Annotated in this window: 12 protein-coding genes; 7 read left to right on the top strand and 5 right to left on the bottom strand. The window is 66.0% G+C overall.

Annotation, left to right across the window (positions count from 1 at the left end):
* The first annotated feature begins 34 nt into the window (after nucleotides 1-34).
* Complete coding sequence (locus tag FHS74_RS17590) at nucleotides 35-1018, top strand: zinc-dependent alcohol dehydrogenase family protein (protein ID WP_184802946.1); 984 nt, start codon at nucleotides 35-37, stop codon at nucleotides 1016-1018.
* A 35-nt stretch (nucleotides 1019-1053) separates the two neighbouring features.
* Here FHS74_RS17590 and FHS74_RS17585 read toward each other — a convergent pair whose 3' ends face one another.
* Together FHS74_RS17585 and mgtA are read right to left on the bottom strand one after the other, a co-directional pair.
* Entirely contained in the window at nucleotides 1054-2091 is a 1038-nt protein-coding gene (locus FHS74_RS17585) for a zinc-dependent alcohol dehydrogenase family protein (RefSeq protein WP_184802944.1), read from the bottom strand.
* 226 nt (nucleotides 2092-2317) lie between these two features.
* Nucleotides 2318-4954 carry a magnesium-translocating P-type ATPase gene (gene mgtA, locus FHS74_RS17580; RefSeq protein ID WP_184802942.1) on the bottom strand — a complete coding sequence of 879 codons (2637 nt, stop codon included), beginning with the start codon at nucleotides 4952-4954 and terminating at the stop codon, nucleotides 2318-2320.
* 206 nt (nucleotides 4955-5160) lie between these two features.
* On the opposite strand from mgtA, the gene FHS74_RS17575 reads away from it, so the two are divergent.
* Nucleotides 5161-5673: an Hsp20/alpha crystallin family protein gene (locus FHS74_RS17575; RefSeq protein ID WP_184802940.1), complete on the top strand. Its 513-nt coding sequence runs from the start codon at nucleotides 5161-5163 to the stop codon at nucleotides 5671-5673.
* 65 nt (nucleotides 5674-5738) lie between these two features.
* Here FHS74_RS17575 and FHS74_RS17570 read toward each other — a convergent pair whose 3' ends face one another.
* The 3 genes from FHS74_RS17570 to FHS74_RS17560 form a co-directional block, all read right to left on the bottom strand.
* Nucleotides 5739-6791, bottom strand: a complete 1053-nt coding sequence (locus FHS74_RS17570) for a polyhydroxyalkanoate depolymerase (protein WP_184802937.1) — start codon at nucleotides 6789-6791, stop codon at nucleotides 5739-5741.
* 116 nt (nucleotides 6792-6907) lie between these two features.
* Nucleotides 6908-7333: a DUF3775 domain-containing protein gene (locus FHS74_RS17565; protein WP_211106373.1), complete on the bottom strand. Its 426-nt coding sequence runs from the start codon at nucleotides 7331-7333 to the stop codon at nucleotides 6908-6910.
* A gap of 396 nt (nucleotides 7334-7729) precedes the next feature.
* Complete coding sequence (locus tag FHS74_RS17560) at nucleotides 7730-8317, bottom strand: TetR/AcrR family transcriptional regulator (RefSeq protein ID WP_184802935.1); 588 nt, start codon at nucleotides 8315-8317, stop codon at nucleotides 7730-7732.
* A 100-nt stretch (nucleotides 8318-8417) separates the two neighbouring features.
* Here FHS74_RS17560 and FHS74_RS17555 point away from each other — a divergent pair, with 100 nt between their 5' ends.
* The 5 genes from FHS74_RS17555 to rfaD all read left to right on the top strand — a co-directional run bounded on the left by FHS74_RS17555 (nucleotide 8418) and on the right by rfaD (nucleotide 12339).
* On the top strand, nucleotides 8418-8801 hold the full coding sequence (locus FHS74_RS17555) for a DUF4267 domain-containing protein (protein ID WP_184802933.1): 384 nt from the start codon (nucleotides 8418-8420) through the stop codon (nucleotides 8799-8801).
* Between the two features lie 39 nt (nucleotides 8802-8840).
* Complete coding sequence (locus tag FHS74_RS17550) at nucleotides 8841-9266, top strand: ester cyclase (protein ID WP_184802931.1); 426 nt, start codon at nucleotides 8841-8843, stop codon at nucleotides 9264-9266.
* Between the two features lie 88 nt (nucleotides 9267-9354).
* On the top strand, nucleotides 9355-9678 hold the full coding sequence (locus FHS74_RS17545) for an NIPSNAP family protein (RefSeq protein WP_184802929.1): 324 nt from the start codon (nucleotides 9355-9357) through the stop codon (nucleotides 9676-9678).
* A gap of 169 nt (nucleotides 9679-9847) precedes the next feature.
* Nucleotides 9848-11311 (top strand): D-glycero-beta-D-manno-heptose-7-phosphate kinase, encoded by a 1464-nt coding sequence (rfaE1, locus tag FHS74_RS17540; RefSeq protein WP_184802927.1) that lies wholly within the window; start codon nucleotides 9848-9850, stop codon nucleotides 11309-11311.
* Nucleotides 11312-11352: 41 nt separating this feature from the next.
* On the top strand, nucleotides 11353-12339 hold the full coding sequence (gene rfaD, locus FHS74_RS17535; protein WP_184802925.1) for an ADP-glyceromanno-heptose 6-epimerase: 987 nt from the start codon (nucleotides 11353-11355) through the stop codon (nucleotides 12337-12339).
* Nucleotides 12340-12349 lie beyond the last annotated feature (10 nt).

Here is a 12349-nt window from a genome sequence, read left to right as displayed (position 1 = left end):
TCGGGGCGGCCGAAATCCAGGTGGAGGTTCCATCATGCGCGCGATGGTGTTGGGGGTTTCGGGCATCCTGACGGAAATGGCGCTGCCCGATCCGGAGCCCGGGGCCGGCGAGGTGCGCATCGCCGTCCGGGCCTGCGGCGTCTGTCGCACCGACCTGCACATGATTGACGGGGAGTTGCCGCCCGGCGGCCTGCCCCGGATACCGGGTCATGAGATCGTGGGCGTTGTCGATCGTGTCGGGGAGGGGGTGTCCGATCTGGGCGTCGGCCAACGGGTGGGCGTCGGCTGGCTGGGGCACAGTTGCCAGCGCTGCCCCTACTGCGTGTCGGGGCATGAGAACCTGTGCGACGCCCCGGGCTTCACCGGCTACACCCGGGATGGTGGCTTCGCCACCCACATGGTGGCGGAGGCGCGCTACGTCTATCCCCTGGATGGCATCGATCTGGACGACGCCACGGTGGCCCCGCTGCTGTGCGCCGGGCTAATCGGCTGGCGGTCACTGGTGATGGCGGGGCCGCATCGCAAGCTGGGCATCTATGGCTTTGGCGCGGCGGGTCACATCATCCTGCAGGTGGCCTGCTGGCAGGGGGCCGAGGTGTTCGTGTTCACCCGGCCCGATGATCTGGCCGCGCAGGAGTTCGCCTTGTCCCTGGGGGCCGTCTGGGCCGGCTCCTCCGACGAGCCGGCACCCGAACCGCTGGACGCCGCCATCATCTACGCGCCGGTCGGGGCCCTGGTGCCGGCGGCGCTGGGCGCCGTGCGCAAGGGCGGCCGGGTGGTCTGCGCCGGTATCCACATGAGCGACATCCCGAGTTTCCCCTACGACCTGCTGTGGGGGGAACGGCAGCTGGTGTCCGTCGCCAACCTGACGCGGGCCGACGCCCTGGACTTCCTGGACATCGTGCCCGTGGCCGGCGTCCGGCCCCAGGTCACGACCTATCCCTTGACCCAGGCGAACCAGGCGGTGGCCGACTTGCGCGCGGGTCGCGTGCAAGGGGCCGCCGTGCTGGTTCCCTAAGGACGGGGCCGCCGCGAGGTGGCGGCCAACCGGGATCACGGGCTGATGATCACCTTCAGGGCCCGGGTGTCGGCGGCGTGGCCGAAGGTGTCGTACGCCGACAGGATGCCGTCCAGGGTGAACCGGTGGGTGATGAGCAGGGCCGGATCCAGCTTTTTCGCCTGTACCGTCTTCAGCAGCATGGGCGTGCTGACCGTATCCACCAGCCGTGTGGTGATGGCGATGTTCTGCGCCCACAGCCGTTCCAGGTGCAGGTCGGCCTTCTGGCCGTGAACACCAACGTTGGCGATGATGCCGCCCGGGGCCACCAGGTCCTGGCACAGCTCAAAGGTGGCGGGAATGCCGACCGCCTCGATGACGGTGTCGACGCCCAGGCCGCCGGTCCACTTCCTGACCGCGTCGGCCACGTCGGTGCTGGCGCTGTTCAGGGTGCGGGTGGCACCGAAGCGGCGGGCGACCTCCAGGCGGTTGTCGTCCACGTCGATCATGATGACCTCGGCCGGGGAATAGAACTGGGCCGTCAGCAGGGCCGCCAGACCGATGGGGCCGGATCCCACGATGGCGACGGTGGAGCCGGGCGCCACCTTGCCGTTCAGCACCCCGCACTCGAAGCCCGTGGGCAGGATATCGCTCAGCATGGCCAACGCCTCCTCATCCGCGTCCTCGGGGATGGGATACAGGCTGGTGGCGGCGTGGGGGATGCGGACATATTCGGCCTGGGTGCCGTCGATCACGTTGCCCAGGATCCAGCCGCCGGTGCGGCAATGGGAATACATGCCGCGGCGGCAGAAGTCGCACGTGCCGCAGGCGGTGATGCAGGAAATCAGCACGCGGTCGCCCGGCTTGAACACCGTGACGCCCGGTCCCACCGCGTCGATCACGCCGACGCCCTCATGACCCAGGATGCGTCCGGGGGCGCAGGTCGGCACGTCGCCCTTCAGGATGTGCAGGTCGGTGCCGCAAATGGTGGTCTTGGTGATCCGGACGATGGCGTCACCGGGGTCCTTGATCTCAGGTTTCGGGCGCTGTTCCAACGCCTTGCGTCCCGGGCCCTGATAGACAAGCGCTTTCATGATGGTCTTCCCATGTCTGAGGTCGGATGCTGGATCGTGCGCATGCGCGAGGATGGTCCCATGGACCAGGCGGGCCGCGGATGGGCGCGCTCCGTTGGCGGGCGAGGGGGGATCACCGTCCCGTTAAGCCGTGCGCAGTCTGCCGCCATTCCACCGCCGGCACATTGAGGTGGGTCAGTCGCGAACAGTCCCTGAAGGGGCATGCCTTATGGCTCACCCCCAGGGCCTACACGCGCAACAGGGGCTTGAGCGGCCTGCCGCCCGGCAGCAGGCGGCGGAAGAACAACCGCTTCACCGCTTCCACCAAGGCGAGATAGGCCAGGACGGCACCCGTGAGCAGCAAGTAGAAGACAGACGGCGGCGGGACCAGGCCGAACACCCCGCCCAAGGGCGTCAACGGGAGCAGTGCCGCAAGCGCCGCCGTCGCGAAGGCCAATCCGGCCAGCAGGGGGTGGGGCCGGCTGCGCCACGGGGCTCGGCGGGTGCGGATGACGAAGATCACCAGAACCTGGGTCGCCAGGCTTTCGATGAACCAGCCGGTCTGGAACAGGGCCTCACCCGCGTGCAGGACGTGCAGCAGGACATAAAAGGTCAAAAAGTCGAACAGGGAACTGACCGGTCCCAGCACCAGCATGAACCGGAGGATCAGCCGCATGTCCCAATGCACCGGCCGGGCCAACGCCTCCTCCTCGACATGATCGAAGGGGATGCCGGCTTCCGAGGCGTCGTACAGCAGGTTGTTCAGCAACACCTGAACCGGCAGCATGGGCAGGAAGGGCAGGAACAGGGCGGCGCCCGCCATGCTGAACATGTTGCCGAAATTGGAACTGCTGCCCATCAGCACATATTTGGTGACGTTCAGGACGGTCCGCCGCCCCTCCATCACCGCCTCGCGCACCACCGACAAATCCTGGTCCAGCAGGATCATCCCCGCCGCCTCCTTGGCGACGTCCGTGGCGCTGTCAACGGATATGCCCACGTCGGCGGAATGCAGGGCGGAGGCGTCGTTGACCCCGTCGCCCATGAAGCCCACCACATGCCCGGTACGACGGCAGGCCAGCAGAACGCGTTCCTTCTGCTGCGGCGTCACCCGGCAGAAGACGTTGACCTGGGACAGCCGTGCCCGCAGGGCATCCTCCCCCATGGCACGCAGTTCATCGCCGTTCAACAGGCCGGTGATGGGGATGTCCAGTTGCGCGCAGAGGTGCCGGGTCACCGGCTCGGTATCGCCGGTCAGGATCTTGATGGCGACGCCGGCGTCGGCCAGGGCGCGGATGGCGGCGGCGGCGCTGACCTTGGGGGGATCCAGGAAGGCCAGATGGCCCTCGAAGACCAGGTCGGTCTCATCGGCGCGCGTGATGGTCGTCCGGCCAGCCTCCAGCGTCTTGGACGCCACGGCCAGCGCCCGATAGCCGTCCTCGCCCAGCGATTGCAGGCGGGCCGCCAGCCGCCCCCGCGTGGCCGGGTCCAAGGGCACGATGGCGCCCAGACCGTTCCGCCAATGGCTGGCCAGGCGCAGCACCTCCTCCGGCGCGCCCTTGACCACCAGCAGCGGGGACCCGCCGGCCTCCGCCGGCCCCTCCGCCAGGATGGAGACACGGCGCCGCTCGAAGTCGAAGGGCACTTCGTCCAGCTTGCGCCAGGCCGAAAGGTCCACGGCCCCGTGGGCCAGGACGGCATCGTCCAGCGGGCTGCGCAGCCCGCTGCTGAACCGGCTGTTGAGATAGGCCAGCCGGAGGACGTGCGGGCTGTCTTCCGCGTCCGGTCCGTCGCGGCAGTCCAGCACCGTCACAAGCTGGATGACCGCTTCGGTCAGGGTGCCGGTCTTGTCGGTGCACAGCACGTCCATGGCGCCGACATTGTGCATGGATGCCAGACGCTTGACGATGACCCGCCGCCGGGCCAGGCGGATGGCGCCCCGCGCAAGCGTCACCGTGACGATCATGGGCAGCAGTTCCGGCGTCAGCCCGACCGCCAGGGCCAGGGCGAACATCAGCGAGTCCAGCCAGGGCCGGTGGAAAACCACGTTCACCGCCAGCACGAACAGCACCAGGAAAATCGTCAGGCGCAGGATCAGGAAGCCGAAGCGGCGGACGCCGGTCTCAAACGCGGTGGGGGGCGGGGGCGCCAAAAGGGAGCCGCTCAACCGGCCGAAGGTGGTGGCGGCCCCCGTCTGGCAGACGACGGCTGTGGCGCTGCCGCTGATGACGGAGGTTCCCATGAACAGGCTGGCGGTCGCCTCCCCCGGATCGCGCGGGTCGGGCGGCCCGCCCTCCACCCGCTTTTCCACGGGATAAGGCTCACCGGTCAGGGCCGCCTGGTTCACGAACAGGTCCCGGGCCGCCAGCAGGCGGCAATCCGCGGGCACCAGATCCCCCGCCGCCAGCAGGACGACATCGCCCGGCACCAGTCCCTCCAGGGGCAGTGCGGCGGCCTTGCCGTCGCGCAGGACCTGGGCGCGGACGGCGACGGTCCGGCGCAAGGCGTCCACCGCCGTCTCCGCCTGTCGCTCCTGGATATAGTCCAGCCCCACGCTCAACAGGACGACGACGCCCACGATGACGAAGCTGGAGACATTGCCGGTGGCCGCCGACAGTGCGCTGGCGAACAGCAGGATCAGGACCAGGGGATTGAGGAAGCGCGCCAGGAAGTCCAACCACAAAGGGCGACGCCGGTGCGCCGTGGCCTGGTTGGGACCGTGGCGGCGCAGTCTGGCCGCCGCCTCGGCCGATGTCAGGCCGTCCGCGGTGGCGTCCAGGGCCGATAGCAGGGCGTCCAGCGGCTGCGCCCATTCGACAGGCGGGCCGGCGGGGGCGCCAGGGGGCGGGCCTGGGGGCGGGTGAGCGACCGGATCCGGTTTCATGCCGCACCTCCTGTCCAAGACCAGGGCCGTCACGCGCCATCAACAGGGGCGCCATCGTCAGCCATGGTGACGAAGGATGCCGGCGCCGGCCATGAGGTGGATCAACGTCCTGATGAAGATGCGGGGTTGAGGTGGGTCAAGGCGCCCCGCCACCAAGCTGTCAGGATGAAGCCCTCTTCAAACTTGTCAGCCAAGGAGAAAAGGCCATGCCTGGGACCCCAATTGACATTCAGAAGACAGCGAACCCGCCGACCGATGCCTGGCATGCCCTGCGCCAGGAGGTGAACCGCTTGTTCGACCGCGTCGATGGCGGATTTCATTTCCCATCCCTGAGCCGTCTGTTCGGCGCCCCGGTCATCGCCGGACCGGATGTTTCCTTCGGCTTTGGCGTGCCAGCGGTCGACGTCAGCGAAGACGACGAGAGCTATAAGATCACCGCCGAGCTGCCGGGCCTGGATGAGAACGCGGTCGAGGTGACCCTGTCCGGCGGCAAGCTGATCCTGAAAGGGGAAAAGCGGCAGGAGAAGGAGGAGACACACAAGAACTTCTATGTCTCCGAACGCTCCTACGGTGCCTTCCAGCGCAGTTTCACGCTGCCGGACGGCGTGGACGAAGGCAAGATCACGGCGACCACGGCCAAAGGTGTGCTGACGGTCGTCCTGCCCAAGACCCATGAAGCGCAGAAGCAGACCAAGAAGATCGACGTGAAGGCGGTCTAGCGGAGCCTACCCGGCGGCGGCGACCCCGCCGCCGGCCCTGTCCGCCACTGGGTCGCCGTCAGGCGCTACCCGTGAAGGCGCAGGAATCGCTCGACCCGTGGCAAGACCTCGGTCCGCCAGGGCAGGCCATGGAACAGGCTGAAATGGCCGGTATCTGGAATGAGATGGTGGTCGTGGCCATCGGCCGGGATGTCGGGACACAAATCATGGACCACCCGGCTTTGTCCGGGTGACGCGATATCGTCCATGGCGCCCTCGATCGTCAGGATGGCCGTGTTGCGGATGGCTTCCGGCCGCACCGGCAGGCCGAACCATGCCATGTCGCCGCGGGGCAGGGCGTTGGCATGATAGACGCTGGCGATGGTGTCCATGAAAATCTCGGCGGGAACGTCCATCAAGGCGGACACGCCGGGCAGGAACGGATGCCCAATCGGGTCCAGGCCGTCGTCATGCAGCGCCTTGGCCACGATGTCCGCGCCGTCCATCAGATGCCGTCCCATATAGGACATCAGCACCCGCTTCTGGGCCGCCTCAGAATATACCGGACGTCCCGCACCCACCCGCCAGGGCGCCACGACGTCGATGGCATGGTCCCGGAACCAGGCAAGGCTGTGGTCCATGGCGAAGCGGTCCCCCTTGGTCGGATTGGCATGGGGATCGATCTTGCCGCCGATCAGCGTCAGGCTGCGGGGCTGGGGCAAGGTCCGGCTGGTCGCCAGCAGTGCTGTGGCCGCCAACGCCGGCAAGGCCGACTGGCATAAGCTCAGGAGGTGCGCGCCATCGCCCAGATCCTGCACCGTTTCCATGATGCGGGCGACGCAGTTGGACAGGCCGAAGCCGCCGCAGACCGCCGGCACCTCGCCCGCGTCCCGCCATTCCAGCACGTGAAGGTCACACAGGGGTGCCAGGCTGGCCAGCATGTCGAAAAGCAGGCCCGGCCGGATCCCGGACAGCGGCGCCACCACCAGGACAGGGCCCTGCAGGCGATCGGGCGCCGGTCGTGCCGCCGTCAGACGCAGCAGCCGGTCGAAGCACCCATCCACTAACACGTCCTCCGTGAACGGAGCCGTGGTCGGCCGGGGGGGAAGGGGTGAACCGAAGGCGGTCAATCCAGGCATGATGACATCCTCCCGAGCGTAAGCGTGCGTACTCAAGCTGGTTGGCGGCGCTGGATCACGTCGTCTTATTTGTAGCCGTCGAGACTTCGCCGCGACGGCGGGCGGGCGTTCAACCGTCAAAGCCGCCCGATTTCGAATTCCTCGCAGGAGTAGCCCAAGGTCGCTAATCCTTCCTCCAGATAGTCGCCCAAGGCCGGCATGCCCATGAGGTAGGAGGCTGAATGGCGGTGGTGACGTTCCCGGGCCAGCGCCCGGACGTTCCGCCACGTGTCATCACCCCGCCCCAGCCAGGCCAGGGCGATGAGGTCGATCACCTCGTCATCGTTCAGGGTGTTGATGGCCGTGCGCAGTTCGGCCGCCGTGGGATCACCGGCGTAGTCGCTGAGGATGGCGCCCTCGCCGTCATCGGCCGGGTTCGATCCCGGATCGGGCTCCACCGGCGCGACCTTCACATCGAATTCACGGGCCTTCATGATGATATAGAAGACTTTTTCGACGCTGATGTTCAGATCGACCTGCTCGGGCGCCATGTCCGTGGCCATTGTCACCTCCCTTGTCCGATCGACGCGCCGTCGACCGCGGGGCCATGCATCGCTTCGGAGCGGCCCTATCTGTTCCGAATTCTACGACAGGTGGGAGATCTGTCATTGAGGTGCCTCAAGGCCTGGCCCGTTGGTTTCCCCGAAAAACGGCACGACAGATATAATTTCCATAATTATCCATATCGGCTTTTGTTGTGTGGGCGGGTAAGTTCTAAACTGAAGTGCGACTTTCCTTGATTATCAGGGCCTCGCCAGGAGTGTCCCATGGGATTGCACCATGGTCACCTCACCCTTTCGGAGCGGCGTCTGATTGAAGCAGGACTAGCGGCGGCGTCTCATCAAGGCTCTCTTCCAGGAAAACCCTGAATCACGACACGCCATAAACTCCAAACGGATTTATGAGTTCACCGCCTGGGAATCGCTCCTGAACTTTTGGACGAGAATGTCCAGTCGGACCTCGGCGCCTGTTGCCGGGATGCGTTCAGATTGCATGAGAACGGCCATTCCATGCAACGCGCTCCACAGTACCTCGGCGAGAAACACTGGCTCCTTCCGATCTGGCCCAAGCGCGGCGACCAATGCGTCGAAGGCGGCGCGAAGGGCTGGCGGTGTCTCCTCGCTGGCGAATTTGATCTTCGTCGGCAAGACGAACATGGCCTCATAAACAACTGGCCGTGAACACGCGAAATCAAGATAGGCGGCACAAACGTTGCGCAAGATGTCGGGAGCGCCAGTGACGTTCGCCGCTTCTATTTTCAATCGGGTCGCAAGTTCCTCGAAACCTCTCGTGGCCACTGCGGCCATGATGTCGGCCTTACCTCTAAAGTGGCTGTAGAGCACCGGCTGGCTATAGCTGATTAGATCCGCGAGGCGACGCGTGGTGACGGCTTCCCAACCCTCGGTCTCGGCCAGTTCGCGGGCTGCGGCGAGGATAAGTTCATAGCGCTCCGCACGCTGGCGCTCTTTTCGTTCGGCGATAGACATTCAGAAACACTATCGCCGCGTGACTTTCTGTCAACGCTAGAATTCCATTGACGCCCAAATATAGCGCCGCTAGAATTCCTGCAGTCGATAGGAGGTCCACATGCCGCAAACTGGATATGTGCTTTCCGGCCTGATCACGGCCGCAATTATCTTTCTCGGCGCCCGCTTTTGGGCAGCGCCCGGCGCCGCGTCGGTCGGCTTCGGCATTGCCGGTTCGCCCCCGTCATCGACCGGATTTGCAGCGTGGCTGTCTGTTAAGGGCACGCGGGATATCGCGTCGGGCCTTTTTGTCATCCTGCTCATGACCAACGGATCGCCGCGGTTGCTCGGCGAATTCATGTTCGTGGCGAGCCTCATCGCATTTGCCGACATGGTGACAGTCCTCCGCTCACGCGGAAACCGGGCCCTCGCCTTCGGCATGCATGGCCTGACAGGCCTGGCCATCGTCGCAACGGGCGCCTGCCTTGTCCTCGGCGCCAAGTAAACACCAACGAAATACCTGAAACTGGAAAGGACGACCCCAATGTCAACTGATTTGATCAAGCTTGGCCATCTGTTCGCCGAGATCATGTCCAGCCACGATCTGTCGCGTCTCGACGAGATCAAGGCGCCCGATTATGTGAATCACAACCCCTTCGCCGAACCAGGCCTTGAGGGTTCAAGGAAGGTCCTTGGAGCCATCATCTCGGGTGTGCCCGATCTCAAGGTGACCGCCGAAGACGTTTTCGCCTCGGCGGATGGCTCCCGGGTGGTCGGCCGCTACCGCTATGAGGGCACGCACACCGGAACCCTTCTCGGCTATTCCGGTACGGGCAATACCTTCACCATGCGCTCGATTGACATCTGGCGGGTCGAGGACGGGAAGTTCGTGGAGCATTGGGACGAGCTCAACACCCTCGATGTCTTCATTCAGATGGGCGCGGTTTCGCCTCCTCGCCAGCCGTCGTGATGGCACGAACCCCACCGCTCACGATCCGGCGAATCATGGGTTGGAGCGCTGGGGTGCCTAACGAATTATTGTTCAACAGGAGGCCACAATGCGAACCTTTGAGATGCGAGAGTATTCGCTGCGCACCAAAGAGGCGCTCGATTTCTACGCTTCTACGGTTTATCCGCGCCACCTCAACAATTTTGGGCTATTCGGCGTCGAGGCTCACGGTTTATGGACCCGGAAGGGCGATGTGGCGCACCGGATCTTTGTGTTGGTTTCCTACGCGGAGGGCGACGATCCTGGTGAGGTCGCGCGGCGCTACATACAAAGCCCAGAGGCCGCCAATGATACCAGAGGCTTTGATAGGGCCGACATTCTAAGCGTGAGGTCAACCATCCTAATCCCCTCAACAAGTTCTCCGCTTAAGTAACGGGGTAAACTTGGGGCTTCGAAATCGGTTTGATTGCGCGCAAAGGCCTTCCAGCGGCAGGGGAAGCGGGCTATCTAACAGCGGGTCAACCCGGGGCTGGCGACATGGTCGCCCTGGGCTTATTCCCGTTTCGCGATGGCGGCGGCGGGACAGCTGAGGAAGTGGGATGATGGAACGGCATGTCGGGCTGGGCCGGACGATAGAAGGCTTCGCCAATGCCACGGTGATGGTGGTGGGCGATGTCATGCTGGACCGCTTCGTGCGCGGCAAGGTCGCCCGTATCTCGCCCGAGGCGCCCGTGCCCGTGCTGCGCAACGGCCATGAGGACGTGATGCTGGGCGGCGCCGGCAATGTCGTGCGCAATCTGACGGCGCTGGGCGGCCAGGTGGTCCTGGGCGGGGTGATCGGCGATGACATGGCGGGCGACCGCGTGCGGCGGCTGGTCGCCGAGGACGCGCGGATCACCGCCATCCTGGAAACCGATGGCACCCGCGTGACGTCCGAGAAGACACGCTTCGTCGCCGACGGCCAGCACCTGCTGCGCTCGGACTGGGACAGCGACGGGCCCGTGGCCGCCGATGTGCATCAGCGTCTGGTGGCGGCGGTCGCGGCGCATCTTGACCAGGTGTCCGTCCTGGTCCTGTCGGACTACGGCAAGGGTGTGCTGACGCCACCGGTTTTGGCGGAACTGATCCGCCTGGCGCGGGCCGCCGGCAAGCCCGTGGTGATCGACCCCAAGAGTGCTGACTATTCCATTTATCGCGGGGCGTCGCTGGTGACGCCCAACCGGTCCGAACTGGCCATGGCCGTGGGGCGCGACCCGCGCACGACCGAAGAGATCGTGGCGGCGGCCACCGCGCTGATCGGCGCGAACGGCATCGGCGCACTGCTGGTGACCCGCAGCGAGGAGGGCATGACGCTCGTCCACGACGACGGCGCCTTCCTCAACGTCAAGGCGGAGGCGAAGGAGGTGTTCGACGTCTCCGGCGCCGGCGACACGGTGGTGGCGGTGGTGGCAGCGGCGCTGTCGGTCGGGGCCGACATGGGCGACGCCGTGCACCTGGCCAACACGGCGGCCGGCCTGGTGGTGGCCAAGGTGGGCACGGCCGTGGTCCATCCCACGGAACTGCTGCACGCCCTGGCGGAACAGGACGACCGGCAGAGCGCGGCCAAGGTGCTCAGCCTGCCCGAATTGCAGGCCAAGATCGCGCTGTGGCGACGGCTGGGCCTCAAGGTCGGCTTCACCAACGGGTGCTTCGACCTGATCCACCCCGGCCATGTCCAGCTGTTGGCGGCGGCCCGCGCCACCTGCGACCGGCTGATCGTGGGCCTGAACGCCGACGCTTCGGTCAAGCGCCTCAAGGGGCCGGAGCGGCCCATCCAGGATGAGCGCTCCCGGTCCGTCGTCCTGGCGGCCCTGGCCTCGGTGGATGCCGTGACCCTGTTCGAGGAGGACACGCCCCTGGCGCTGATCGGCGCGCTGCTGCCCGACGTGCTGATCAAGGGGGCGGACTACACCGTCGACCAAGTCGTGGGCGCGGACGTGGTGCAGGCCAACGGCGGCCGCGTCGCCCTGGTGGACCTGGTCCCCGACCAGAGCACCACCCGCATCGCCAAGCGCATCCGCGGCTGACGCCGCCCGTCCTCTGGAACCCATTTTGGGAAGCGACAGCCATGATCATCATCACCGGGGGCGCCGGCTTCATCGGGTCCAATCTGGTCGCCGGGCTGGAGCGGCGCGGCTTGGGGCCGCTGGTGGTCGTCGACCGGCTGCACCAAGGCAACAAATGGCGCAACATCGCCAAGCGTGACCTGCATGACCTGATCACGCCGGAACAGCTGCCCGACTTCCTGGAGCGTCATGGGGAGGAGGTTCGCGTCATCTTCCATATGGGGGCCATCTCGGCCACCACGGAAACGGACGCCGACCGCATCGTGGAGAACAACTTCCGTCTGACATTGGACTTGTGGCAGTGGTGCGCGCAACAGGACGTACGGCTGATCTACGCCTCGTCCGCGGCGACCTATGGTGATGGCGCCCAGGGCTTCGACGACGATTTCTCGGCATCTGGCCTGGCCGCCTTGCGCCCCCTCAACCCGTACGGCTGGTCCAAGCACCTGCTGGACCGCCGGGTGCGCGCGGCCATCGACCACGGGGCGCCCACCCCGCCCCAATTCGCCGGGCTGAAGTTCTTCAACGTCTATGGCCCCAACGAATACCATAAGGGGGACATGCGCTCGGTGCCGGCCAAGCTGTACCCTCAGATCGTGGCGGGCCAGCCGGCGCGGCTGTTCGCCTCCGACCGTCCCGACTATGCCGATGGCGGTCAGGAGCGGGATTTCATCTGGGTGGGGGACACCGTTGACGTCATGTTATGGCTCCACGACAACCCCGGGGTGAACGGCCTGTTCAACCTCGGCACCGGCAAGGCCCGTACCTGGAACGACCTGACCAACGCCCTGTTCCGCGCCGCCGGCCTGGCGCCGCGCATCCACTATGTGCCCATGCCGGAGCACTTGAAGGGCAAGTACCAGTACCACACCCAGGCCGCCATGGGCCGCTTGCGCGCCGCCGGCTACACCGCGCCCTTCACCGAACTGGAGGAAGGCATCCGCCGTTACGTCCAGGACCATCTGGCCACGCCCGATCCCTACGTCTGATCCGTCGTCT

This window comes from Nitrospirillum iridis (genome assembly GCF_014205765.1).
Lineage (GTDB): Bacteria > Pseudomonadota > Alphaproteobacteria > Azospirillales > Azospirillaceae > Nitrospirillum > Nitrospirillum iridis.
The sequence above is the reverse complement of the archived record's forward strand: the minus strand, read 5'-3'. Positions and strand labels throughout refer to the sequence as shown.